This is a genomic window from Pseudoalteromonas sp. PPB1, assembly GCF_015356275.1.
Lineage (GTDB): Bacteria > Pseudomonadota > Gammaproteobacteria > Enterobacterales > Alteromonadaceae > Pseudoalteromonas > Pseudoalteromonas rubra_D.
Map to the genome: position 1 here is coordinate 85,519 of NZ_JACEQV010000013.1, position 24,741 is coordinate 110,259.

At 48.7% G+C, this 24,741-nt stretch carries 22 protein-coding genes; 16 read left to right on the forward strand and 6 right to left on the reverse strand.

Going from position 1 to position 24,741, the window contains the following annotated elements:
- Positions 1-14: 14 nt before the first annotated feature.
- The 5 genes from IY568_RS14470 (at position 15) to IY568_RS14490 (ending at position 7,420) form a co-directional block, all read left to right on the forward strand.
- Entirely contained in the window at positions 15-335 is a 321-nt protein-coding gene (locus IY568_RS14470; RefSeq protein WP_194867960.1) for a DUF6482 family protein, read from the forward strand.
- A gap of 360 nt (positions 336-695) precedes the next feature.
- On the forward strand, positions 696-995 hold the full coding sequence (locus IY568_RS14475) for a DUF3088 family protein (protein ID WP_125562861.1): 300 nt from the start codon (positions 696-698) through the stop codon (positions 993-995).
- 120 nt (positions 996-1,115) lie between these two features.
- A complete protein-coding gene (locus IY568_RS14480; protein WP_125562863.1) occupies positions 1,116-1,604 on the forward strand; it encodes a DUF523 domain-containing protein in 489 nt (162 codons plus the stop codon).
- Between the two features lie 200 nt (positions 1,605-1,804).
- The gene (locus tag IY568_RS14485) at positions 1,805-5,122 is read left to right on the forward strand and encodes a leucine-rich repeat domain-containing protein (protein ID WP_194867961.1); all 3,318 of its coding nucleotides are present in this window, start codon (positions 1,805-1,807) and stop codon (positions 5,120-5,122) included.
- A 489-nt stretch (positions 5,123-5,611) separates the two neighbouring features.
- On the forward strand, positions 5,612-7,420 hold the full coding sequence (locus IY568_RS14490; RefSeq protein ID WP_194867962.1) for a cytochrome c peroxidase: 1,809 nt from the start codon (positions 5,612-5,614) through the stop codon (positions 7,418-7,420).
- A 118-nt stretch (positions 7,421-7,538) separates the two neighbouring features.
- On the opposite strand, the gene IY568_RS14495 is transcribed toward IY568_RS14490, so the two are convergent.
- Together IY568_RS14495 and IY568_RS14500 are read right to left on the reverse strand one after the other, a co-directional pair.
- Positions 7,539-8,195 carry a hypothetical protein gene (locus IY568_RS14495; protein ID WP_125562870.1) on the reverse strand — a complete coding sequence of 219 codons (657 nt, stop codon included), beginning with the start codon at positions 8,193-8,195 and terminating at the stop codon, positions 7,539-7,541.
- 226 nt (positions 8,196-8,421) lie between these two features.
- Positions 8,422-8,991, reverse strand: a complete 570-nt coding sequence (locus tag IY568_RS14500) for a hypothetical protein (RefSeq protein WP_010384181.1) — start codon at positions 8,989-8,991, stop codon at positions 8,422-8,424.
- A gap of 265 nt (positions 8,992-9,256) precedes the next feature.
- Between IY568_RS14500 and IY568_RS14505 the strand changes: the two genes are divergently transcribed.
- The 6 genes from IY568_RS14505 (at position 9,257) to IY568_RS14530 (ending at position 13,803) form a co-directional block, all read left to right on the forward strand.
- A complete protein-coding gene (locus IY568_RS14505) occupies positions 9,257-9,487 on the forward strand; it encodes a helix-turn-helix domain-containing protein (protein ID WP_125562872.1) in 231 nt (76 codons plus the stop codon).
- 122 nt (positions 9,488-9,609) lie between these two features.
- The gene (locus IY568_RS14510; protein ID WP_194867963.1) at positions 9,610-11,010 is read left to right on the forward strand and encodes a DEAD/DEAH box helicase; all 1,401 of its coding nucleotides are present in this window, start codon (positions 9,610-9,612) and stop codon (positions 11,008-11,010) included.
- Between the two features lie 117 nt (positions 11,011-11,127).
- Positions 11,128-12,519 (forward strand): ATP-dependent RNA helicase DbpA, encoded by a 1,392-nt coding sequence (gene dbpA / locus IY568_RS14515; protein ID WP_125562876.1) that lies wholly within the window; start codon positions 11,128-11,130, stop codon positions 12,517-12,519.
- 163 nt (positions 12,520-12,682) lie between these two features.
- Positions 12,683-12,940: a type B 50S ribosomal protein L31 gene (locus IY568_RS14520; protein ID WP_010384175.1), complete on the forward strand. Its 258-nt coding sequence runs from the start codon at positions 12,683-12,685 to the stop codon at positions 12,938-12,940.
- Between the two features lie 5 nt (positions 12,941-12,945).
- Positions 12,946-13,083 carry a type B 50S ribosomal protein L36 gene (gene ykgO, locus IY568_RS14525; RefSeq protein ID WP_046003577.1) on the forward strand — a complete coding sequence of 46 codons (138 nt, stop codon included), beginning with the start codon at positions 12,946-12,948 and terminating at the stop codon, positions 13,081-13,083.
- A 315-nt stretch (positions 13,084-13,398) separates the two neighbouring features.
- On the forward strand, positions 13,399-13,803 hold the full coding sequence (locus tag IY568_RS14530; RefSeq protein WP_125562878.1) for an ExbD/TolR family protein: 405 nt from the start codon (positions 13,399-13,401) through the stop codon (positions 13,801-13,803).
- A gap of 35 nt (positions 13,804-13,838) precedes the next feature.
- Here the strand turns inward: IY568_RS14530 and IY568_RS14535 are convergent, their stop codons facing one another.
- Positions 13,839-14,597 (reverse strand): substrate-binding periplasmic protein, encoded by a 759-nt coding sequence (locus tag IY568_RS14535; protein WP_194867964.1) that lies wholly within the window; start codon positions 14,595-14,597, stop codon positions 13,839-13,841.
- 102 nt (positions 14,598-14,699) lie between these two features.
- A complete protein-coding gene (locus IY568_RS14540; RefSeq protein WP_125562882.1) occupies positions 14,700-15,086 on the reverse strand; it encodes a hypothetical protein in 387 nt (128 codons plus the stop codon).
- A 225-nt stretch (positions 15,087-15,311) separates the two neighbouring features.
- On the opposite strand from IY568_RS14540, the gene IY568_RS14545 reads away from it, so the two are divergent.
- Both IY568_RS14545 and IY568_RS14550 read left to right on the forward strand, forming a co-directional pair.
- On the forward strand, positions 15,312-16,160 hold the full coding sequence (locus IY568_RS14545) for a spondin domain-containing protein (protein WP_194867965.1): 849 nt from the start codon (positions 15,312-15,314) through the stop codon (positions 16,158-16,160).
- 225 nt (positions 16,161-16,385) lie between these two features.
- Complete coding sequence (locus IY568_RS14550) at positions 16,386-17,600, forward strand: serine hydrolase domain-containing protein (RefSeq protein ID WP_194867966.1); 1,215 nt, start codon at positions 16,386-16,388, stop codon at positions 17,598-17,600.
- Between the two features lie 56 nt (positions 17,601-17,656).
- Here IY568_RS14550 and IY568_RS14555 read toward each other — a convergent pair whose 3' ends face one another.
- On the reverse strand, positions 17,657-18,742 hold the full coding sequence (locus tag IY568_RS14555; RefSeq protein WP_194867967.1) for a linear amide C-N hydrolase: 1,086 nt from the start codon (positions 18,740-18,742) through the stop codon (positions 17,657-17,659).
- A 217-nt stretch (positions 18,743-18,959) separates the two neighbouring features.
- On the opposite strand from IY568_RS14555, the gene IY568_RS14560 reads away from it, so the two are divergent.
- Positions 18,960-21,443, forward strand: a complete 2,484-nt coding sequence (locus IY568_RS14560; RefSeq protein ID WP_194867968.1) for a family 20 glycosylhydrolase — start codon at positions 18,960-18,962, stop codon at positions 21,441-21,443.
- Here the strand turns inward: IY568_RS14560 and IY568_RS14565 are convergent.
- On the reverse strand, positions 21,440-22,378 hold the full coding sequence (locus IY568_RS14565) for a LysR family transcriptional regulator (protein WP_125562892.1): 939 nt from the start codon (positions 22,376-22,378) through the stop codon (positions 21,440-21,442). The two genes, IY568_RS14560 and IY568_RS14565, sit on opposite strands and share 4 nt — an antisense overlap.
- Before the next feature lie 106 nt (positions 22,379-22,484).
- Between IY568_RS14565 and chrA the strand changes: the two genes are divergently transcribed.
- Together chrA and IY568_RS14575 are read left to right on the forward strand one after the other, a co-directional pair.
- Positions 22,485-23,633: a chromate efflux transporter gene (chrA, locus tag IY568_RS14570; protein ID WP_194867969.1), complete on the forward strand. Its 1,149-nt coding sequence runs from the start codon at positions 22,485-22,487 to the stop codon at positions 23,631-23,633.
- Positions 23,634-23,797: 164 nt separating this feature from the next.
- On the forward strand, positions 23,798-24,631 hold the full coding sequence (locus IY568_RS14575; protein ID WP_010384161.1) for a mechanosensitive ion channel family protein: 834 nt from the start codon (positions 23,798-23,800) through the stop codon (positions 24,629-24,631).
- Positions 24,632-24,741: the final 110 nt, after the last annotated feature.

Genomic DNA, 24,741 nt, shown 5'->3' on the forward strand with positions numbered 1-24,741 from the left:
ACGGTGACGAAGACATGAAGGTATTCTATAGAGACTTGGCAACAAAAAAAATTGATAAGCTGGTCATTAACTCGCTTGATCAGGCGCTGTACCAGGCAATAGTCATCATAAACGGCGAAGAGCACGTCGTCTGGCAAAATGAAAAAACAACGTTATCAACTCGGAATTTAACGGAGATGCGGGAATACTTTGAACAATTTGATATCCATGAAATAGCGCTCAGACACGAAAGTGCTTACGACGAAATGATAGGTTCAGAGCCAAAAAAGAACAGCAACAGGTTAGAAGTCCCACTCGGTAAAAGCCCCTACGCTTTACCAAAACACTTACACTGAAGCTTTGCGTGAGACAGGCAAACATTTCTCTTTTCTAAAAAGCCCCTGGCGCTCCGCCATCTATCTGCTCGACGCGCCTTGCTCCTGAAATAAAACCAGCATGCGTATTGAAGTGAATAATAAGAACACGAATGGTGGTGGCGGTAACTAAGCAAACTAATAAGTAACCTCTAGATCACCGATTAGACTGCTAAATTACCACTCTCCAGATGCTTTTATTTGAAAACAAGCACCGACCCCACCTCCATAACAGTGCTGAATATATAAACGCTCTCAGTGTTTACTAAAAGTCTATTTTAGACGTCCTTTCAGTATGTTAGGATTGACTAACCAATCAATTGTGCGAGTGTGGCGCAGCCCATGAAACCAAAATTATTTGTTCTGAAAATGCCGTTCGAAGACGGTCCCGGAAAAATGTGGATTTGTTCACATTGCGCATTAATAGAAGGGGCGTTATCGGCCAACCCACATTGGCTAGAGGCTGTTGATGTTCGTCGTATCGGCTTTGCAAAACCTCGCAGTGAAGTTGTTGCACTTTTAGGTGAAGACAACCAGTGGCTACCTGTTCTCATTTTAAACAAGCACAATACGATTACTGATCCTGTGGAGATAATCAATTACCTGGCAGAACAATTTGGCGGTGCCAGTGTACACCCCTAATTCAGAGGTAATGGCCTAAAAGCTTAGTCCCGATTAGCTATGGCTATAGGTCATACCGAATATAAGACTGGCCACCTCAGTCAATTACCCTGACTTGGGCTGTTTAGAAAGGAGTTACTGTTGGAAAAAGTGCTTGTAAGTGCCTGCTTGCTTGGCAACAAAGTTCGCTACAATGCCAGCTGTTTGTCGATCCCCGATGCTGATTTACACTGGCTTCAATCAAATATGACACTGGTTGCGCTTTGCCCTGAAGTATCAGCGGGGTTACCCACACCCAGAGCCCCGGCTGAAATCACAGCAGGACAAGGTCTGGATGTGCTCAACGGCGCTACCAGGGTAATTGAGAAAGATGGCACTGACGTCACTGCAGCATTTATTGAAGGCGCAGAAAACGCATTGGCACTGTGCCAACAACAACAAATCAAATATGCCGTGCTGGCACAAGGAAGCCCTTCCTGTGGCAGTGCAAAAATCTATGATGGCACATTTAGTGGCGTCAAAATCAATGGTTCAGGCGTAACGGCAGCATTATTGACTCGCAATGGCATTCGGGTTTTCAGCCAACATACAATATCTCAGCTGCGAAATTTGCTACACAGGCTGAACTAGCAATTGAAATAATAAAAGCATGCGGCAACACTGAAACTCCCAGTGTTAACAAGGGATCTAATAATAGTTTCATATTTTACTACATTTACTATATAGTTTTTTCAGGTACAGGATTACAATAGGCGAAAACAATGCCAATACAGCGCCCTATAGGTCGCTGCAATACGGCAATCTAACAATAAAGCCTCTGGAGTACCCAAGTGACACACAGATCTATTTTCCCTGCGGCAGCTCTGCTCTCTCTTTTTTTGAGTGGCTGTGGCGGTAGCAGTGACAACACGAATGATACAAGTCAATCTGCTTCAATCGAAACCTTTACCCTGAACACCAATATTACCGGCTCCGGTAGCGCTACGCCTGCAACGCGAGAAGTGCCCAAAGGAGGCACTGTTCATTTAGTATTAGAACCCGGCGAGGGCTATTACACGGACTCTGCGACAGGGTGTGGCGGCACACTGACTGGTAATCAGTATATCATTGAAAACATGCAGGCAGCCTGTACTGTTGATATTGAATTTAAACCTCGTATAGCTATCAGTGAACTGGATCTAGACCCAGCATTGGCACAGTGCTTGGCCAACCATGGTGACTATCAGTACGCTGACGAAGTCACTTATTTGTACTGTGATCAACCTGTCAGTAACGCAGACCCCATCAAGCACTTTAGAAAGCTCCAATCTCTAGACCTGTACGGTCAAGACCTGGTAAACCTGGACGTCTCAGAAAACCTGGAGCTAAGCTCATTGACAATTTCAAGCGCACAGCTTGCGGCACTTGATGTATCAAACAACACGAAACTCGCGCACCTGCACGTGAATGACAGCCAGGTCCAGTCTTTGGATGTATCCAAAAATATCGCTCTTCTAGACCTGAGAATAGACAGTGGACGACTTACAACCCTGGATATCACACAAAATAAGCAGCTCTATTCCTTATCCGTAAACGCTGCTCAATTAGAAACGCTGGATGTGTCCAACAACCCTGACTTAGTCTCTCTGGGAATAAGCAGTCAGGTACTATCCGATCTTGATCTCAGCACTAACCTAAACCTTGAAGGTCTGAGTCTTAACAATACGCGACTAACCACTCTGGATCTCTCTGACAAGACCAAGCTTGTTCACCTTTGGATTAGTAACCTGGCAATCACAGCGCTGGATCTATCACACAATTCAGCACTCTCTAGTGTGTATCTCTACGACACCCCGCTGAGTAGCCTGAACTTAGCAAACGCATCGCAATTGAGAAATCTGGAAATGATTAGCAACCGGATAACCAGTCTGGATCTCACTGATGCGACACAGCTGGAATATTTGTGGATATCCGACAATCAACTTACCCAACTTGATCTCAGCAAGAATAGCGTCCTGACAAATGTCGATCTGTCCGGTAATGCGTTAACCACAATTGACCTGTCCAACAACCCAGCTCTGACCATTTTAAATCTGGCATCCAACAATCTCTCCACCCTGGACTTGTCAGGACTGCCTAACCTCACAGAGCTCAACGTACAAAACAATCAGCTAAGTGTGTTGGATATCTCTCGCAACCCAATGCTTGGGGCGCTTCACTTGTCGAACAACCAGCTAACGCAACTGAACTTTCCAGTGAATAATTCACTGACTGAGCTGGCGGTGTCTGGTGATGAGTTTACCGAGTTGGATTTTTCAAACTTCAAAGCCCTCACAAAGCTGTCTGCATCAGGCGCTCAGCTGAAAACCATTACACTAGACCAAAATACGGACCTGGAGGAACTCACGGTATTCGCATATAGTTTGCAACAGTTAGATGTTTCCAAAAACACCAAACTCACCAGATTGCAAATCGAAAGCGATGCGCTTATTGAGCTGGACGTAAGCAAAAACACAGCGCTGCAAACACTGCAAATATACAACTCTCGACTCACTGCGCTGGACCTCTCTAAAAACACCTCGCTGACAGAGTTGGCTGTCCTGGCGTGGGGCATACAAAACCTAAATATTCGTAATAACCCATTACTTGAGAAGTTGTCAGTTTCAAGTGAGCAGATCACCATGCTCGATTTATCCAATAACGCACAACTGAAGTACCTGTCAGTGTCTGCCACGCAGCTAACTCAGCTGGATGTTTCTGCCACTCCCAACTTAAAAGAACTCAGAGTAAACAGTGCTCATCTGAACGACCTGACACTCTCTGAGTTAAAACAACTAGAAGACCTGAAACTGAGCTCTATGCCAATAAGCAACTTGGATTTATCCGCTCATCCTAAGCTCATTGACCTCGACATTAACAGTTTGCCCCTTAACAGTCTTGACCTGTCTAAAACACCGGCACTTGAGCGTCTGTCAATCTGGTCGACACCGCTTACCAGCCTTGATCTCTCACACAATGCCAAACTGTCTTACCTCTCAGCCGATTTCAATGCACTGGAACAACTGGATATCTCCAACAACACAGAGTTAACTAGCCTATCAGTAAGCAGCAATGCACTGGCCCACATCGACTTATCTGCCAACACACAACTAGAGTTTGTGAATTTGCCTTATAATCATCTTACGCAATTGAACATTGCCAGCAACACTGTGCTTAATCACCTTGATGCTGATGGCAACCAACTGACGTCATTGCATATTGCAGATCTGCCCCTGCTAGAATCGGTATATCTGAGCAGCAATCCACTGGATACTTTGAAAATCACCAATGCGCCTTCTCTGGCTTATCTCAATGCCAGTGACAACCTGCTCAATTCAGTTAGCCTATCCGGTATCGCTGCGCTCAAAACACTCAGGCTTGCTTACAACCAGTTGACAGAGCTGGAACTATCTGCTGCCTCAGCACTAGAGACTTTAGATACAAATTCAAATCAACTCACTAAATTGAACCTGAGCAACAACCCAGCTCTTACTTCCCTGAATGTGGAAAACAATCAACTGTCTTCTCTGATTGTGGGCAGTCAGGATTCTCTTACTGAGCTACGGGCAACATACAACCAGCTGACAGAGCTCAACCTAACGGCGGCCCCATCTCTTGTTACGCTGGAATTAGACAACAACCTGTTGACGCACCTGGATACCACGGCAAGCACAAGACTCTCGTCAGTGAATGTAAACTACAACCAGTTGGCGCAGCTTGACCTCGCATCCAACTCAGCATTGAAGAGCTTGTCAGTCTACGGTAACCAACTCAGTAAGTTAGATATATCTGGTCAAGCCGAGCTCACTTATGTTGATGCAAGAAACAACAATATCGCTCAGCTAAACCTCGCCAATAGTGCCGCATTAGAGTACTTACTGGCAGAAAGTAATCAACTAACGGAGCTAGATACATCGGATAACAGTGCGCTGACTGAGCTAAACTTGGCAAGTAACCAGATCACGTCACTCGATTTAACAAATAACAGCCAAATAAACTACCTCAATTTGCACTACAATGCATTGTCACACATCGATGTCAGTTCAATTGAACAAGTGTACTACTTTACACTCGACTCTGGCGTAACTTGTACCGGCGACATGTGTTCATTTGCCAATTACGTCTATTGATAACCTGCTAAACAGTAACTGGCACACAAAGTGTGTCAGTTACCCACACAACAGCCTCTGTGATTGCCGCACAATGCGACGCTTAACTTCATCCGCACATTCACATAACTGGCCCGAAGTGCCATCACTTAAGAATACTTCTCCCTTCTGAACCGGGTAACCGTATTAACTAGCTATTGTTTACAATGAGCCAGACTAATTACCTGGTCTCATTACTGTTTATCTTTGCTGCGCATCACCCACCTTTGAATAAATACTCTAGTAAAAACCGACAAAAAAACAGAAAAAAGGATGGTTAAAAACAGAATAACTACACGTTTCTTCCTTATTTCATTCCTACACTAATGTTGGAATGACAATTTTTTATTCCACACAATAATGAATTTTCTGATCGCACGTGAGGAAAGCTATTCACACTCTCAATTACGTTATATGTACAGCTATACCTGAGCGCTACCCAACCAGGTTTGGCTGTTAAGGAACCTATCCATGAAATCAAGACAATTTTGGCGATGGTTGCTGCCCTTGTGCTTATGCTCTGCACTGGCACAAGCGGACACCAACACACTGCCCACGCCACAGCAGTTAACCGCAAAAGTGCACAGCAGTAATCAGGTTGCACTGACCTGGCAAGCCCCCGAAGACACCAGCAACATTAAAGGCTATCGCATTTATCGTGATGGCAAACGTATTGCCCGCACCACACTAACCTTTTATCAGGATAACAGTGCAATGGCAGGCACTGAATACAGCTACTTTGTTCAGGCTTTTGCCAAAGGCAGAGACAAAAACAAGCTCATCAGCGATCCTTCAAACACCGAAACAGTGACCACTCTGTCGACCGACAGCAATGATGGCATGCGTAATGGCTCAGTGATCAATATTGGCATTGCTCGCCTGGTCGATTTGTGTGGCACCAATGACCTCAATGCCGTCCCCGATGACCAGCTGGACACTTGTATGGATAAAGTCATTGCGCACTATGAGTTGCAGCAGGGACTGGAAGATATGCAGGCGTATGTTGCACGCTATCGTCGCCAGGAAGATCCGCAATTAATTGCCCTGGGCAAAAGGCTGTTTTTCAGTAAAGCACTGAGTCAGGATTACGATACCTCCTGCGCTTCATGCCACCACCCGGCACAAGGCTGCGGCAGTGACGGCTTGTCTTTATCTATTGGCGTCAATGCCGAAAACCCGGACGTGATGGGACTGGGACGTACCGATGGAAGTATGATCCCTTCAGTTGGGCGCAGTTCACCCCAGATCTGTAACACCGCCTTATGGGTCAACAGCATGTTCTGGGACCAACGCGTTAAATTACGCCAGAGCAACCGGGAAAGCGAAGTTGGCCTGGTATCAACCGCGCCGATTATGACACCCGAAGATGAAGTTACCCGACTGATGAATAGTCAGGTTGCGAATACCGACCCATTGCGTTTGCTCATGGCACAGGCACATTTCCCGGTGACAGCCGCCGCTGAAATGGGCGATCCAAGCAGTTTTGAATCGCCGCAAGTCTACCGTGAATTTATCGCCTCTCGCTTATCCGATGAATGGAAAAGCCATTTTTCAGCAGCCTATGGTGATGAACAGGTTAACTTTTTGCGCATCGCCAGAGCCCTTGCCGCCTATCAGGCCTCGTTCCTGTTTATCGACAACCCTTTCTTCAATTACATAGAAGGCGATCTGGCCGGTCTAAATAATACCGAGAAACGCGGTGCCTTGCTGTTTTACACCTCCGCAGGCTGTGCAAACTGCCACGATGGCGTGATGTTTACACCCGAAAAAACCCGCGGTCCTCTCTACCCGCAAATTGGCCCGAACGCCGTGGCAGATGGCAACGCTAAAAACCAGTTCCGGATGCCCAGTCTGCTGAACGTCGGGATCACTGCCCCTTATGGTGACAAAGGAGTCTTCCAGACACTGGAACGCGTTATTGAACACTATAATGATGTAACCGGCTCTCTGGAAAGCTTCTATCACAATGTAGAAACCTGTCAGTTACCTCAATTTCAGCACCTGACGACAGACCAATGCCGCCAGATTGTTGGCGGAGGCGAAGACTTTGTACTCACACTGAATGCTCAGAACCGGGCTATCTCCGACCGCGGCGACGAAGCAATCATCAAACACTTCACCAGTGATGAAATTCATTATCTGGCAACTTTCCTACGCTCACTGACCGATCCGAATGCAGTGGCTGGCAGTAATGCCATAGAAGTCCTCGTTCCCCCTCGGGATGGTGGGCCCGATGGCCATCAATTTGATGCCATAGACAAAAACGGTAATTCACTTTAACCCCCCAACCAAAAGGGCTGCACATCGCAGCCCTTTTATAATACCAATTTCGCTTAACACCTGTTCAATTTGAAGGAGCAAATAGGTATAAAATCACATTAACTCGTCCGGTTAAGCCTTACATATAACTCTCTGCATCATAGAAAAGCGGCTTCAACGTACCGCAATTAATGAACTTGTAGGTTAACTCACCCTCGCTGGGCACCCGCTTGGAGGCGCGGAATTTTTGCAGACAGGCGCCAGTTAAATCAACGAAGATCAGATGATTGAAACTGGGCTTTTGCTGGATCTTATGCACATATATCCGCTCCGTTTTATTGATTTCTATGACGTCATATTCATGCCATTGTGAAGCAGGTTCCAGTTTACTTAGCTTGCGGGCAAATAGTTTATCACTCAGTACCAATTGTCGCTCGGGATACACCAAACGACCCCCACGGGCATAATGGCCCTCGTATACATCGGCCATAATCGTCACTTCTTCGCCGCGCTCAAGTCGCTGTAAATTAAACGGCTCTGGCTTAATGGTGATGAGTTTTGAGTCACGAACCAGGCTTAAAAAAGCCACATCCGGATTTTCCAAACGATATACCACATGTATGTCGTTAGGTAAGCTGTATGATGGAAAGTTCGTGGCGTAAATACGGGAGCCTCTGTTCATCAATGCCATCCCATGCTCCCCCTTATATGCGGGATTAAGCGGCGGGGCTTGTTTTTCATTGGCTAAGGCCGTGGCAGTAAAGAATAACGTCGCTAATAACAGAATCACGTGCATTGTCAGTGTCCTTGTGGTGTTTTCACTCAGTATAGCAAGCAATCACAAACACACTCGGGACGGAACCGCCATAATCCCTCTGTAGCCTGGAATATTTACACATTGCACAAGACAACCTGTGTACAAATCCAGTTCCAATCACCCCTTCAAGCAAAGCAACACATAAAAAAGCCGCTCAGACTCAGTCTGAACGGCCCATTATCAACGTTGCCAAAAAGTGTATTGGTTATGGCTTAACCGGGATAAGGTTAAAATTCTCTAGTCGACCTTCCAGGTTGCGGTGTGCTTCAATCTCTGCGAAGAACGCCTGGCCATTGCGTGTCGCTGGCTTAACGACTGAGTAAAAGACAAAGTTCAGACCTGCAACAACCTGTTGCTGTGCAGCCAGGATGTCATAATGTACGCCAACCAGCGACTCTATCTGCTCTGCAGCCGCTTGCTCAGCCTCAGTGAAATCATCACGCAGTGCAACACCGTCGAATGAACCAATAGGTGGCACAAGTACAGGGCGGCTTAATACGCGCTCTGCCGTTTCAGTGTACTTGTCATCCAGCGCATGGATCACGATAACTTCAAGCTTGTTTACTTTTGCCACATCCGGTGCAACAACCGGCTCAACCAAACAATAAAACGCATAGTTAGTGCCATTCACCAATTGCGACTGACCAGCCAATGGGGTGATTTTAACACCGTCACGCTGATTGATGTGCTCAAACGCATTGATAAAGTCTTTGCTGAAATCTTTCGCCAGTACAACTGCACCATAGGCGCCCAGGTTATGAACTGTTTGAGACATAATAGTTTCCTTATTATTTCCAGTAATCCCGCACCATGCGGGGCTTATTCAACTGGCCCTCAGTGTAGATGCGAATGAACCGCTTTGTGGTATCAGTTCGGTATCAGTTTGGTATCAGTTACCCAACCTTGAAACCTAAGCCATTAGGGTGAAAAAAAGCTGACAGCCTGTAGCATAATCTGAACACCTGAAGTGTTAATGGTATGTGGCAAAAGGCTCCAATGGCTGCTAGCCTTTGATCCCAAATTCAGTCAGGAGCACCTCAATGGACGGCAGAGTGAAACTCAATTGTCATCGGCTCAAGGAACTTAGAAAAAGCCTGGGCCTGAGTCAGGAAAAATTGGCCTGTGCTTGCCAGGATCAGGCTTTGTGTGTGTCTATTGCCACACTGAAACGTGCCGAATGTGGCAGTCGCGTCTATTATCGCACCGCTGGTGACCTGGCACGCTTTTATCAGATCCCGGTTGCAGAGCTGCTCAGTGAGCAACCCGGCTGACTCTCTGCCAGCTCACCGTCGCCCGCAATAACGGCCCCGACAAATATCAAAAGGTGACAAAAATTGCTATGTTGGGGTAAATCTTGTACTCTTCCGGCCCGCATTCTTCAGAGTACACAATCATGAGCTTCAGCAGTCTCGGCTTATCTCCAGAAATCAATCAAGCCGTAGCCGATCAGGGCTACTCAACGCCAACCCCCATTCAGGAGCAAGCGATCCCCGCTATCCTGCAAGGGCGAGACATCATGGCGGCAGCCCAGACCGGCACAGGTAAAACCGCAGGCTTTACCCTGCCAATGCTGGAACTACTCAGTAAAAAACCAAAGGTCCAGGCCAATCAGGTCAGAGCTTTGATCCTGACACCCACACGCGAGCTGGCCGATCAGGTCTGGCAAAGTGTTGAGCTGTACAGCAAACATCTGACCTTATCTTGTCAGGTTGTCTATGGCGGGGTCAAAATCAACCCTCAAATGATGAAATTGCGCAAAGGCGCCGACGTGCTGGTTGCAACGCCTGGCAGACTGCTCGATCTGTACCAGCAAAATGCTGTGAAATTTGATCAACTGGAGATGTTTGTACTCGACGAAGCTGACAGAATGCTGGATATGGGATTTATTCATGATATCAAACGTCTGATCAAACTACTGCCACAGCGTCGCCAGAACCTGCTGTTTTCAGCCACCTTTTCTGATGAGATCCGCAATCTGGCAAAAGGCCTGATCCAGGATCCGGTTGAGATATCCGTGGCACCAGCAAACAGCACCGCCAAAAGCGTAACCCAATGGGTGTACCCGGTTGATAAAAGTCGCCGTACAGCACTGCTTAAACACCTGCTGACGACCCATGACTGGCAACAGGTACTGGTCTTTACGCGCACCAAACATGGGGCCAATCGCCTAGTACGGGATCTGGAGAAAAGCAAAATTAACGCGGCAGCCATTCATGGTAACAAGAGCCAGAGTGCGCGTATGAAAGCACTTGCGGGCTTTAAAAGTGGCGAGTTGCGTGTGCTGGTGGCCACCGACATCGTCGCGCGAGGCCTGGATATCCAGGAGCTGCCACATGTTGTCAACTTTGACTTGCCAAATGTGTATGAAGATTACGTGCATCGTATTGGTCGTACAGGCCGTGCAGGCGCGACAGGTGAAGCCGTTTCCTTTGTCAGCGAAGACGTCGCCAGTGACCTGTTTGGCATTGAGAGACTGATCCAACAACTGATCCCACGGGTTGTTGAACCGGGCTTTGAGCCACAAAACCCGGTACCAGAGTCAAAGTTAGACACACGCCCCATTAAACCCAAAAAACCTAAAAAGCCCAAGAAGCCGAAAACCAATACGGCTCAGCACGGTGGGCAGAACGGCCAGGCCAACAAACCAAAAAGCAACCAAAAACCGGACGCTGGCAATGACAAACAAGGCGCGCCAAAACGTCGCAGAAGACGCCCAGCTAACAGCCAGAATAAACCGGCGAGTCACAAACCGGCTGCACAGAAAAAGCCCAACCCGACTAGCGGAGCGAAGTAAGACGTTTAACACGCTAACTTTGCAGCAAAACACGATGCCACCAGGCAAGACATACCATCGGGTAGTCTGCTTCCGTGGCATGTTATACTTACCCTTTCAACCAAAAAGAAACCAGCTATGAGCACCTCCACGCCATTTTCCAGCATCAATTTGTCCCCTGCTTTGCAAGAAAACCTGACCTCTCTGGGTTATCACACCATGACCGACATCCAGGCTCAGACACTGCCACAGATCCTGGCCGGGAAAGACGTCATCGGTCAGGGCAAAACCGGCTCGGGAAAAACCGCAGCATTTGCCCTTGGCCTGCTTCATAATCTCAAGGTTAAGCGCTTTCGGGTGCAGGCGCTGGTTGTTTGTCCTACCCGGGAGCTGGCGGATCAGGTCGCTGTGGAGATCCGTAAACTGGCACGAGCCATTCATAATATTAAAGTGTTGACCTTGTGCGGCGGCGCCCCAATGGGACCACAAATAGGCTCTCTGGAGCACGGCGCGCACATTGTGGTTGGCACACCCGGACGTATTGAAGAGCATTTGCGCAAAGGTCGCCTGAGTTTAGATGAGGTCAATACCTTTGTGCTGGACGAAGCGGATCGCATGCTGGAAATGGGCTTTGAAGAAGCCTTGGATTGTATCGTGTCACACTGCCCACAGCAGCGCCAGAATTTGTTATTTAGTGCCACTTACCCGGCGAAAATAGAACAGCTGGTTGGCCATATTATGCGTGACCCGGTTAAGGTTGAAGTGATCGCGCAACATGACCACAGTACCATAGAGCAGCATTTCTATGAGGTGGCCGACAACGCCGAGCGTGACACCGCACTGCATAAGCTGTTACGACAGTTTCAACCTAATGCTGCGGTGGTATTTTGTAATACCAAGGCCCAGTGTCAGGACATCAGCGAGATGCTTCAAAACTATGGTTTTGACTGTGCAGCCCTGCATGGTGACCTGGATCAGAAAGATCGGGATAAAACCCTGGTACGCTTTGCTAACCGCAGCTTAACTGTGCTCGTTGCGACCGATGTTGCAGCTCGAGGCATAGATGTGGACCATGTCGACATGGTCATTAACTACCACATTGCCCACGACCCTGAGGTCCATGTACATCGCATTGGCCGTACAGGTCGCGCCGGAAAAACCGGGGTAGCCTGCTCGCTGATGAGCTACAAAGAATCACACAAAGTGAATATGCTAGAAGACTACCTCGACTTGCGAATTGAACCCACTGCACTGCCGGGCGAGCAGGTACTCTCAGCTCAGATTAATCGCGCGCCTATGGTCACGATACAAATTGATGGCGGCAAAAAAGCCAAGTTACGCCCGGGCGACATTCTTGGGGCACTGACTGCCAATCAGACCTTACAAGGCGATCAAATCGGTAAAATCAAAGTCACCGCCATGTCCTCCTATGTTGCGGTAGAACGCAAGTACGCAAATCAGGCAGTCAAAATGATCAGTGAAGGGAAAATGAAAGGCCGTAATTTCCGTGCCCGTAAGCTCACTCGCTAACGATCATAGTTCTTTTAAGTGGTGGCAGCTTATCCATTAAAGCCGCCACACTCACTCTCATTTGGCCCAACCACAAAGACACGATTGCGAATTATTTTCATTTACTATTTTCATCACAGTTTTGTTATGATATAACACACGCACTGAATTATTGGAGAAGAAAATGAAGCCAGATATCCACCCTGATTACCACTTAGTTGCCTTTCACGATACCTCTGTAGACAAGTATTTCATTGTTGGTTCTACTATCAAAACCGACCGCACAGTAGAAGTAGATGGAGTGACTTATCCTTATGTGCCTATCGATGTGTCGAGCGAGTCTCACCCTTTCTACACAGGTAAACAAAAACTGGTTGCCAGTGATGGCCGTGTTGCACAGTTTAACCGCCGCTTTAAGAATCTGGCTGGTAAAAAAGGATAATCACCATGAAAGTACTCAGCTCGCTAAAAAGTGCCAAGTCTCGTCCAGGCTGTCAGGTAGTTAAGCGTCGTGGTCGTGTGTATGTGATCTGCAAGGATAACCCGCGCTTTAAAGCTGTTCAGGGCAAGAAGAAAAAGCGCTAACTAAAAAGTTTAATACAGTCGGCTCGTGAGCAGCCGGCTGCCTGCAACGCCCGCCAGCATCACTCACCAGCGACATGAAACAAGCAACTGCAGCCGACTTATGCAGCTGGCTGGTTTCCAGTTCCCCCAAATATCACTGTGGTCATAGCCCAGCGCCATAGGCTCCTATGTACAACGACACGGCAGTCCGTATTCAGCCTTGCAACCACTGCCCTTGAGCAAAGTAAAAGTTTGTAAACATTAACGGTACATTAAATCAAAACTAACAACCGGGGTCTACGCTGAAAGAGAAACAACAAAAAAGGACCTGTAATTATGGTAAAAACTGCACATCAACGTACTCCTTCTGACGTCACCGTAGACATGAACCCCATGCTGGATATCGTATTTATCCTGCTGATTTTCTTTATTGTCACCGCCAGTTTTGTCAGAGAAAGCGCCCTGCCGCTCAACCGGACGGATCAAGCGGTCACCTCTGTGGTGCCCAGCCTGACGCCGGTATTTTCAATCGATGCTAAGAATCAAATCTACCTGAACAATCGGCAAATCGACCTCGACAGTGTCAGTATTAACATTGCCCGTCTCGGCGCAGAAGGGGATATCACCAGCATCAGTTTGCGAGCACACCCTGACAGCCAACATGCCACACTGGTTAGTGTTCTCGATGCGATCAAAGCCCAGACCAGTGCGCCCGTCTCTTTGGGCGAAACACTGAAATAAACTTAACGGAGGCCCGGCAGACGTGCCGGGTCAACTCATTGTTTTGCGACCTGCACATACTTAAACCACTTTTGCTGTATGCCTGCCAGCTTGCCGTTACTGCTGATCGCAGCAAAGCCATCCCGATAGCGGGCCACCAGTTTGGGGTCGGAGTCAATATTAAAAGCAATACTGAGATTGGTATTAAGCTCTGTCAACTCCGCAACCTTGTTTAGGGTATTAAAGTCCATACCCGCCTTATTCGCTCGCTGCCAGATGGTTTCTTCGGTGCCCACCACCAGATCCAGGCGATCTTTTTCCAGCATTTGTAGCAATTGCTCTTCGTAACTGAGCGGTTTGAGATTTGAGAACTGCTGTTTTGCCAGGTAGTGGGCAACATTAGACCCCCGCAATACAGCCACCCGGTGCTGTTTAAGCAACATCAGAGCGTCTGATTGCACGGGAAAGCGACGTTTCAGACCCCATAAATAAATTGGGTCCGTTTGCACTTCCCCTATCCAGTGAAACAGCGGACTCCGTGCCTGAGTATGCACAATGGAGTAAATGAGCACATTTTCGGTCGTAACCGCTATCTGGTAGGCCCGTGCCCAGGGCATAACAGTAATGTCCGGCACATCGCCCACCTGCTGGCACAAAGCATGCACAACCTCGGTCATAAAACCGCCTAACGAGCCGTCCTCATTTTTGATTTGATAAGGGTACAGATATTCAGTGACCACCTGAACGGTTGCGCCGCTGGCTGGCCGCCCGACGCAGAGCCACAGCACCAGACATACGAACAAAACCCACTTCATAACGCCCCCGGTACAACAATGGACTTACTGTTAGTCTAGGGGCTCAACTGATTATTGCAAATTACGCATCATTAAATGCCAGATGCGCTAATGAGGCTAGCGTCACTTCACTTTCTTCCAGATTTCCCGCTCCACAAACTGGCCATTCTCGTACAGCTCATGGTGCCACAAATCGCCTTCCACTTTATAACTGAAGGCCATCGTCCTGCCCAGCAAAGAGGTGACGTTGCCGTACTCATAGGTCTCAATAAACCTGTCTCCCTTCAGCACATAAGTACCACCGCCAGCGTATTTGAACTTTCCCTGGCTCTGGGTGATATAGCTATGATGCGTGGGCGTGATTAACTTCACTGAGGTTAATTCCGGGGCTTTGGCAGACACAATGCCCTCTTCCGTGGCATAGTGCCCTTCAACAAACTCCCAGCTACCCAGTAATGGATTGGCCAATGCCGAGCCGCTCAGCAGCGCCGTTAAGATCAGAGATTTCATAATAGTTCCTTGAATAACATAATGTACGTATGAGTTTTACATACCTGAGCCGGAAAAACAGTTGAGGATCTCTCAAGTCGGTACACGCACTATATGGCCTGCTTAAGACATCTATAGTGCCGATGCATCAGGCTTAAAATGCACATTTTTTACTCACCTCATGAAATAGACCAGACGGTGTTCAGGTCTTGTTATCAGACCCTGACTCACACACACGAGGCTGATATGAGCACAGCAAACACATCACTTTGCGCCCTAATTCTGTTCACCCTGACTGCATGCGGTGGAGGAGGCGGTGGTGACACAACCCAAACCAACGCCAGCAATAATACGAGCAATGAAACAAGTACAGATACATCAAGCGATACAAATACTACGACTAATACGTCAGACAATAATGCAGGGAGTTCAGGCGACAACACGAGCACAGATACAAGTACAGACACCACTGAGACAGCGCAAGCCGAAGATACGGTAACGTATCAGCTTACCTTTACCAGAACCTGGGAAGCCGACAACTTTCCCACCAATTTCCCGGGGAATTCACACTTCTCCCCCCTCGTCGGCCTGACACACAATGCAGACGGCTTCATCTTTAAACCCGATACCTCGGCGTCAGCAGGCATGGTAAGCATGGCTGAAACCGGTTCCAAATTTCAGCTTAAAGAGGAGATTAGCGCTATCCAGAATGCCGGGAATTCTAACTACCTGATTGACGAATCGGGTGTGTCAGGCAGTGCCAAAAGCGTGACCTTTACGTTTGAAGCGAGTCAGGCGTTTTCGTTGCTCAGTGTGGTGTCTATGGTTGCCCCCAGTCCCGACTGGTTTATCGGCCTGGAAAGCTTGCCCTTGTTTACAGACAACCAATGGCTTGAAAGCCAGACGATCCAACTGAAGGTCTACGATGCCGGCAGCGACAGTGGCACACGTTTTGGGTCAGCCAATCAAGCTACCAGCCCGGCCGAACCGATAATGCTACTGACCAGTGACCCCACGGACAGCGACTTTTCTGCCGGTGTGCACAGTGACTCAGGCGCCTATATTGGCATGATTGAAATAAAACTCATGCAATAATATCGCCACTGTCTTTTTCTCAGACGGGCAGGCTGTGATCTTCAACTGTTGCCCGCTTCACGCCCCAACAGAAAAATAAGCTTAATTTTCAGTCTGTTAACTAAAAACCCAGTTCTTATTTTCCCACCTTCCTTGTTTGTCCTTATCGATCAGGACACCTTTTTGCGAATGCGTTGTTATAACCGGGCTAAAACAACAAATGGCAACGCACTAAGGGGCAATATTATGAAACTCTCCTCTTTTATACTTTCTACCGCCTGTCTGGCACTTACTGGATGTGGCAGTGATAACACCGTGACGCACACCTCAAATCCAAAATCAGCAGCGATGCCCGTGTCGCTCAGCGAAACAAAAGAAAACATCCGCTTTGATATCAACACCGACTATCAAAGTTTGCTTGATCAGGTCGCCGCAGCAGGTTTAACAGGCGTATCTGTCTATGTTGCCACACCCGGTTGGTCCGCAACCTATACTAGCGGTCTGGCCAATCAGGACACTCAGGTACCGCTTAGTCCACAACACCTGTTCCGTATAGCTAGTAATACCAAGAGCTTTGTTGCCACACTCACTCACCTGATGGCAGCACAGGGGCAAATTGATCTGGACAACAGTATCAACACCTATTTGCCAGACGACATTACTACCCGACTTCCTAATACCGGTACCATCACAGTGCGCCATTTGCTACGACATACCAGCGGCCTGAAGGATTATCTGAGTGTGCCGCAGTTCTGGCATAAGACAAAAGCAGAGCCCAATCACGACTGGCAAGTGACTGAAATGCTGAGTTATGTTTATGATGAGCCCGCACAATTTGAGGTCGATAGCCGCTTTGACTACTCCAACACAAACTACCTGTTACTCGGGATCATACTGGATGACTTACTGGGCTATGATCTGGCGATTGCAATCCGTCAACAAATACTCGAACCACTGGGCATGACCGAAACCTATTACTATCAGCGGGAACCTCTGGGCGCGGAGCTGGTTCACGGCTATGAACTGGAGGATGGTACACTAAAAAGTTATCGACACATTAAACTGGGGTATCGTGCGGCAGATGGCGGTATGGTCAGTACACCCAAAGACCTCAGCCGATTTTTCAGCGCCTTTGGCAAAACCCAGGCCCCGTTTACGGCTGCGATCAAAGCACAAATGCTCAATAACCTGAGCACAATGGATACAACCCGGGAGTATGGGGCTGGTATTGTGCGCAAAACAGAGCACAGTACATTTTCGTCGTTGTCAGGCAAAGTAGCCTACATGCATGGTGGCTACAATAACGGTTATATATCCAGAAGCTATTATTACCCACAAGAAGACGTGAGCATCAGTGTGTTCTACAACCGCGTATTTGACCGCCACACCGAGCAGGACAAACATAAGATGGTCGAGAATTTTCGTGAAGCATTGCGTGCCAAAGTCTTCGCAGAGCTATAAACATGCTATCAGCCGGCGTTCAAACCGGCTGCTCCCTCACGCCTGGCGGAACCAGGTTAACAGATGACCTCAAGGGACACATCGCTATGGCGCTCCAGATTCAGGTAAGGATCAATTGCCGCAGTCATGAGCGCGTTAATCTTGCCATCAAAATGATGATTTTCAACCGTCCCACTTTTTGACACTGTGATTAGGTCCAGTTTTTGTACCGGGGCTTCGAAGTCGGCATTCGCCAGATCAAACCAGACAACATTCAGCGTCTGGGCATTACTGAAATAGTAAGCCGGTTCACTGTGACTGGCATAAGTAGACCACAGCGTATTAGAGATATTGGGGCTGTCACTGACCGTAAAGTTGTAACCCAGCGGTACAGACGCATTTGCAGCCACAGTTCTGGCCTGAGCCAGTGCGTCATCAATGTTAGTGGGCTCGTCCATATGGTGCAGATAAAACGTTGCGCGTTCAAATCGATCCGTTGAAAAAGCGCCCCCCGGGATGGTGTGGCTTGGGTTGCTGTTTTCCGCGGACCATTGCCAGGCCCAGTAATCATTTATTTTTAACTGCTTATCAAAGCTCGGCTCATTGGTCATTATCTGATAAGCACTGCTTTCATAACAAACAAACTCTCCGTCTACCACTTCAATAATGGCTGAATTGCCGGTGACATCTGAAACAGACAGGTGTAATTGCGCCGGTTTACCATCGCTGTTGGGAACCGCAGCGCCCACCAGCAGGATATCCTGTTTGCTAAACGCCTTCACAACCTCTTTTACAAAAACAAAGTTATCCAGCACATACTGCACCCACCGCAACACACTCAACTGCTTTTTGTGCGCACGGAAGGATGCCTGACCATAGCTGGCACCAGAGTCATACAGTACATTCGCCACTAACCCCATTGAGTTCAGGCCATCAGACGCGGCCCAGCCACTGCGTTCATCCCCTACCATGGCTACGATGCTGCTATACGCCGAGCACCATTTGAGCGCCTCATCCATACAGCCATCTGATTCCGCCAGACCGGTTTTACTCAGCCCCTTATCAAACGCAAAAAAGCTGGTTGGGAGTGGATACATCCAATCCATATTACGGGCCGTCGCCAGATAGTCACGCTGACCATTATTAAATACTCGGGTACACATCTCACACCTCACTGTGTGCCATGGCTATCGTTTGATAGCAGGCTCTGTTGTTCGTTTCGCAGATATTAATCTGAGTTCACCCGTAAAAACATTACGCAGGATTACAGCCTGGATCTGAGCATTTACCCGCCTGATTGAAAATCTCTCATTTGCACTGTTCCCATAAACACGATTTTATAGACCTCTTTTTGATCGGTATTTCAGGGAAATGATCGCTATGATAGTTCGACTCAAGACTTTGCTGTGCGGGGTTATATTAAGCCTGCTCATGCTATCTGCCGAGATCGCCAGAGCGAAAGACCATGCAGCCATTTTGATGCCTGTGCCCACTTCACTGGTACAGTCAGGACAATCGCTTACGATAGATCGTCCGCTGATATTGTCGCTCACCGGTCTGTCTTCGCAGCGCAGTGCCTTTGTAAAGACTTACTATCAACAACAGTTCTCTGATTTTGGCTACCAGGTTACGTCTGTCACCTCTGGATCAGCACTCCCCATCAATGTCACTGTGCAAACTCCGCAAACCGGTACCAGTCAATATCCCCAGCTCAACCACAATGAAGACTATCAATTGCGTATCAACCACACAGGTATTGATATCAGTGCCGCCTCTGATTTTGGCGCGCTACAGGCACTGGCAACCCTCAGTCAGTTACTCTATTTTGCCCGTGACAGCCGCGAGCTGGCCCTGCTACAAATAGACGATAGCCCCCGTTTTCCCTGGCGTGGACTGCTGCTCGACAGCGTCCGCCATTTTCTTTCTATTCCGGCGATTGAACGGCAGCTACGCGGTATGGCTGCCGCCAAGTTGAATGTATTTCACTGGCACCTGACTGATGATCAGGGCTGGAGATATGCCTCAGCAGCTTATCCAAAGTTGCATAAACTCGCGTCCGATGGCCAGTACTATACGCAGGCCGAAATCAAACACATCGTTGAGTACGCCAGCAACCTTGGGATCCGTGTGGTGCCAGAGTTTGATGTCCCCGGTCACGCCTCTGCCATTGCGGTTGCCTATCCTGAACTGATGACACAGGTGAAGCCCTATCAGATGGAAGATGGCTGGGGTATATTTGAGCCTTTGTTAGACCCCAGCAAACCTGAGGTGTATGTCTTCATTGATGCAATCGTTGCAGAGCTGGCTGAACTATTCCCGGACCCCTACTTGCATATTGGCGGCGATGAAGTACACCCAAAACAGTGGCAAGACAGCAAGCGGGTCCAGGCGTATATGCGCACACATAAACTCAACACTTCCGCCGACCTGCAAGCGCATTTCAACACCAAAGTGCAGGCTATCTTACGCCGGCATAACAAAAAAATGATGGGCTGGGACGAAATATTTCATCCCGCCCTGGACAAAGATGTGATGATCCAGTCCTGGCGTGGTAAAGCAAGCCTGAGTCAGATTGCCGCACAGGGATACCCGGCGTTGTTATCCGCGGGATTTTACATCGATCAGCCTCAGCCGACTGCTTACCACTATCGCAATGAGCCGTTTGATACCGATCTGCACACAGCACATCCGCTCAACGACAACGAAGTCATTCAGGCCTGGGACTTCACCATGCCCAGACTCAAAGGCAGTGCCGTGCGTGGTAAACTGGTGCTGGTGTCCTCTCAGCAAACACTGAATCATGTATACCTACAACTCAATGATCGCCCCTTTAAACAAGCCCGTCTGGATAGCCGGCTAGTCCCGCCCGGAGCGGGCTTATCACGACTCAACGCCACCATCGATAGCTGGATGGGTCCAACCCGTGCGGAACTCACACTAAACCCGAGATCAGGATTATCTGGTCGGATCCTGATCGGCAACGCTGTCTATCCGGTAACGGGAAAGTTAGATACACACTTTACCCAGGCAGACTTTACCAATATGCCTTTCCAGAGCGCGATGAGCGCCCAGGCACAAGGTAATATTCTGGGTGGAGAAGCAACCCTCTGGAGTGAACTGGTTACCGAACACAACCTGGATGTGCGCAGCTGGCCACGTCTGTTTGCTATCGCAGAGCGCCTATGGTCTCCACGTCTGCATACAGACTCCGAAAACATGTACCACAGATTGTTGTCCATCTCTGACTTTGCCGATGCCATCGGCCTGCATCATCAAAAGCAGTTCAGGCAGGGGCTCAAAAGACTACTGGCCAAACACGATAGTCCTCACAACCTGGCTTTGCTGATGCGCTTTGCGGAGCAGCTTGAACCAGCCAGCTACTACACACGTCATCATATTAAGTATCAGCAAGGCTTGTATCACCAAAACGCACCATTAACACACTTAGTTGACTTTCTGCCGGTAGAAAGCCCGGCTCTGATCCGGCTCTATCAACAACTAACACAATTCAGACAGGGCGACAGCAACGCATTGCAACACATCACCGAGACGCTAATAGCCTGGCAAGCAGACTATCAACTGCTTGCGTCTTTGCTCAGAAGCACGCCAGCTCTGAAGGCGCTCTCCAAAGTGCTGGAGCAGGCCAGCGACATCAATAAAATTAGTCTCTCAGTACTACGCAGTTGTAAAGCTGGTACGTCAATATCAGCCACCAGGGTTGAGCAATTGTCGACGCAATTGCGTGACATTCAAAGTCAAGCCTCGGAGATTGTCGTGGCGGCTGGGTTGTTCAGCGAGCATTTATTGGCAACTTGCCAGGGCCCAGTCCGAACTGAAATAGCAACGGTTGATAGCCTTCACTAAGGCTCTATCAGATCATCTGGTGCAGTTAATACTGTCTGTACCAGCGCTCTGAGCCAGGCATTTTTGTCATCACCCGTTCGCTTACTCAACCACAACATTGCAATATCAAAATCCGGCACACGCAGCGGCGGCTCAAAGTATGTCAGCCCGGCATCCTCACACGCCAACTGAGCCATTTTTAGCGGTACAATGGCCACCAAGCGTCGTTGGCTGAGCAAGCGCTGTATGGTCAGGAAGTTGCGACTGGCCACCGTCACCCGGCGTGTCAGGCCTGCCCTGGCAAGCAACTGATCGACCTGAGTTGTTAAGCGGCCATCCGGGCTCACGAGGGCATGCTCCGTCTGTGCAAAAGTAGTCATGCACATGGGTAGCTCTGTGGTAAATACAGCCGGATCCACCAGACAAACGTGACGCTCGGTGTACAGAACCTGACTGCTAAATGCCTGATCTGGTTCAGTGATACTGCCAATGACCAGATCCAGTTTTTCCTGTTCGGTCAGTGTCATGTAGTTACTACGATTCACGTTTACAAAACTTACTTGTGCATGAGGCGCGGCGGTGCGAATACGGTCGTATATCACAGGCGCAAAATTCAGCTCTGCATAATCCGTCAGACCGATGCGACATACGCCTTCATACTGCTCCGGAACAAAGTGTTTTTTGTGCAGCAAGCCATCCGACACCGTATCCAGCAGCTGCTCAATTAAAGGCGCTATCTGATGCGCGTACTCTGTCGGCTCCATGGTATGCCCTTTACGCTCAAACAACTCGTCATCCAGAAGACGTCTGAGTCGTGCCAGAGCATGGCTCATCGCTGACTGGCTGACACAACCCTGCTCAGCCGCCATACTGACACTGCGGCAGCGGTATAAATAAGCGAAGGCAACCAGTAAGTTTAAGTCTACCTGCCGCCATGGCACATCACTAAAGCTCACAGCCCAATCCCATATTGTTCATAGATATAATCAAAACTATTAATTTGAATCATTCTACGTCATTTTTTACTCTAGCGGCAATTGTGATAACAGAGCGCGCATTATTATGTTTGCTATTTTTAAGACCTTCTTTTTACTCGGCTGGATAAGCTTTGGTGGTCCGGCAGCACACATAGGTTACTTCCGCCAGACCTTTGTGGAAAAACGCAAGTGGCTGGATGACGCCGATTATGCTCAGCTGGTTGCGCTGAGTCAGTTTTTGCCCGGCCCCGGATCAAGCCAGGTCGGATTCGCTCTGGGCTACAAACGCGGTGGACTAAGTGGTGCCTGCGCGGCCTTCATCGGCTTTACGCTTCCGTCAGTCATTATCATGGTGCTGCTGGCGCTCATGGCCAGCCAAGTGACCGACACCAGTGTGTTTCAAAACCTGGTGCACGGGCTTAAGCTGCTTGCCATTGTGGTTGTTGCCGACGCTGCCTGGGGAATGTATAAGAACTTTTGTAAAAACACCCTCACGGTCAGTGTGTGCGTTATTACGGCCATCGCCCTGCTGTTACTCCCGGGTATCTTTACACAAATGGCGGTGCTGCTGCTGGCAGCCCTGATTGGCGTCTTTTACCTGCGCGGCAATACCCAAAAGGCGCATCCCAGTGCCACTTTCAAAGCAAGCTGGCTGCCTTTGATGGTGTTTGCGGGCTTATTTATTGGTCTACCACTTGTCGCCCATCTGAGTCCCTCAGCGGCCCTGTTTAATGACTTTTATCAGGCTGGCAGTCTGGTGTTTGGCGGCGGTCATGTGGTGCTGCCGCTGCTGCAAAACATTGTCGGCGACACCCTCAGTCAGGATGCCTTTTTGACTGGATATGCTGCTGCTCAGGCGGTGCCCGGTCCAATGTTTACGTTTGCCACTTATCTTGGCTACGCATTGATGCCAACAAACCCTGTCACAGGCGCACTGGTGGCGACTTTAGCCGTGTTTTTGCCTGGCTTTTTGTTGTTACTGGGCGTGCTCAAGAACTGGCAACTACTCGCCAATCGACCCGCAGTGGCAGGCGCGCTAAGTGGTGTCAATGCCGCTGTGGTTGGATTACTGGTGGCTGCGCTTTATCAACCCGTCTTTACCAGTGCAGTGCATTCAGCACAGGATATTGCCCTGGTCCTGGTCGGCTTTTACCTGTTAAAACACCTCAAGTTACACATTGTCTGGCTGGTCGTCACCTTTATGTTGGCCGGAATCGCTCAGGGGCTCCTCTGATAACATTCAACGCGGTGGTCTGTGGACCACCCGTATTCGCTTACCGCACTATCTTGGCAAGATCACCCTCTTCAGGTTGAACTATCTCGTGTCTGCAACTAGCTTTTAAACGCATGATTGCAAACGCTCTGTGACTCTCTCAATTATTTTACCGAGGTAGGTGTATGGAAAGCTTCTTAGAAAAAATCGATATCAATCAATATTTACCTGTCGCCGTTGACTGGGCAACCAACCTGGTACTGGCATTACTAATACTGATCATTGGCATCTGGCTGGCGGGCAAAGCTTATAAAGCGGTTGTCTCTGTGGCGAATCGCTATGACAAGCTCGATGATACTTTGTTTAAATTTTTTGGCAGTGTTGCCAAGTACACAGTGTTGGCCTTTGTCGGCATCGCTGTGCTCAATCGATTTGGTGTACAAACCGCCTCGATCATTGCTTTGCTCGGTGCCGCCGGGCTTGCGGTAGGCCTGGCACTGCAAGGCACCCTATCCAACCTCGCGGCGGGCGTCATGCTGTTAATTTTCCGCCCCTACAAGGTCAACGACTTTATCGACACAGCAGGACAATTTGGCAAAGTGACTGAAATTGATATGTTTACGACCATATTGCAAACCTTCGACAACCAACAAATCGTGATCCCCAACAGTCATATCTGGGGCAGTAAAATCGTTAACCACTCACATCATGCAATTCGGGGTGTCGATATGCGTTTTGGCGTTGCTTACAATGAAAACACAGATGAGGCCAGGGCTGTGATCCAATCCGTTTTGCAGGCGCACCCCCATATTTTGTCAGATCCGGCCCCATTTGTAGAAGTGGAGTCACTCAATAACAGCTCAGTGGACTTTTTAGTCAGACCGTTTTGCGACGGCGCACATTATTTTGATGTGCTTTATTCCGTACCTGAGCAAGTGAAAAAAGCCCTCGATGAAGCCAATATAGAGATCCCCTTCCCTCATCGTAAAGTGATTCTGGTTAACGAAAGCGACGCCTGATATTGCTACGTATGGCGCAGCCTGTTGATGGGCTGCTCCGTATAAAACCTTATCTCACGCACAAACTTGGGTGCGCTGTAATTCCTTGTCTATAGTGTGTATAGATAATC

Coding starts and splice junctions, on each gene's coding strand:
- IY568_RS14540 (WP_125562882.1), bottom strand. CDS start 15,086: ATGAAATCTCTGATCTTAACGGCGCTGCTGAGCGGCTCGGCATTGGCC.
- IY568_RS14510 (WP_194867963.1), top strand. CDS start 9,610: ATGAGCTTCAGCAGTCTCGGCTTATCTCCAGAAATCAATCAAGCCGTA.
- IY568_RS14505 (WP_125562872.1), top strand. CDS start 9,257: ATGGACGGCAGAGTGAAACTCAATTGTCATCGGCTCAAGGAACTTAGA.
- IY568_RS14530 (WP_125562878.1), top strand. CDS start 13,399: ATGGTAAAAACTGCACATCAACGTACTCCTTCTGACGTCACCGTAGAC.
- IY568_RS14475 (WP_125562861.1), top strand. CDS start 696: ATGAAACCAAAATTATTTGTTCTGAAAATGCCGTTCGAAGACGGTCCC.
- IY568_RS14550 (WP_194867966.1), top strand. CDS start 16,386: ATGAAACTCTCCTCTTTTATACTTTCTACCGCCTGTCTGGCACTTACT.
- IY568_RS14500 (WP_010384181.1), bottom strand. CDS start 8,991: ATGTCTCAAACAGTTCATAACCTGGGCGCCTATGGTGCAGTTGTACTG.
- IY568_RS14560 (WP_194867968.1), top strand. CDS start 18,960: ATGATAGTTCGACTCAAGACTTTGCTGTGCGGGGTTATATTAAGCCTG.
- IY568_RS14490 (WP_194867962.1), top strand. CDS start 5,612: ATGAAATCAAGACAATTTTGGCGATGGTTGCTGCCCTTGTGCTTATGC.
- ykgO (WP_046003577.1), top strand. CDS start 12,946: ATGAAAGTACTCAGCTCGCTAAAAAGTGCCAAGTCTCGTCCAGGCTGT.
- IY568_RS14470 (WP_194867960.1), top strand. CDS start 15: ATGAAGGTATTCTATAGAGACTTGGCAACAAAAAAAATTGATAAGCTG.
- IY568_RS14545 (WP_194867965.1), top strand. CDS start 15,312: ATGAGCACAGCAAACACATCACTTTGCGCCCTAATTCTGTTCACCCTG.
- IY568_RS14495 (WP_125562870.1), bottom strand. CDS start 8,195: ATGCACGTGATTCTGTTATTAGCGACGTTATTCTTTACTGCCACGGCC.
- IY568_RS14535 (WP_194867964.1), bottom strand. CDS start 14,597: ATGAAGTGGGTTTTGTTCGTATGTCTGGTGCTGTGGCTCTGCGTCGGG.
- chrA (WP_194867969.1), top strand. CDS start 22,485: ATGTTTGCTATTTTTAAGACCTTCTTTTTACTCGGCTGGATAAGCTTT.
- IY568_RS14555 (WP_194867967.1), bottom strand. CDS start 18,742: ATGTGTACCCGAGTATTTAATAATGGTCAGCGTGACTATCTGGCGACG.
- dbpA (WP_125562876.1), top strand. CDS start 11,128: ATGAGCACCTCCACGCCATTTTCCAGCATCAATTTGTCCCCTGCTTTG.
- IY568_RS14520 (WP_010384175.1), top strand. CDS start 12,683: ATGAAGCCAGATATCCACCCTGATTACCACTTAGTTGCCTTTCACGAT.
- IY568_RS14575 (WP_010384161.1), top strand. CDS start 23,798: ATGGAAAGCTTCTTAGAAAAAATCGATATCAATCAATATTTACCTGTC.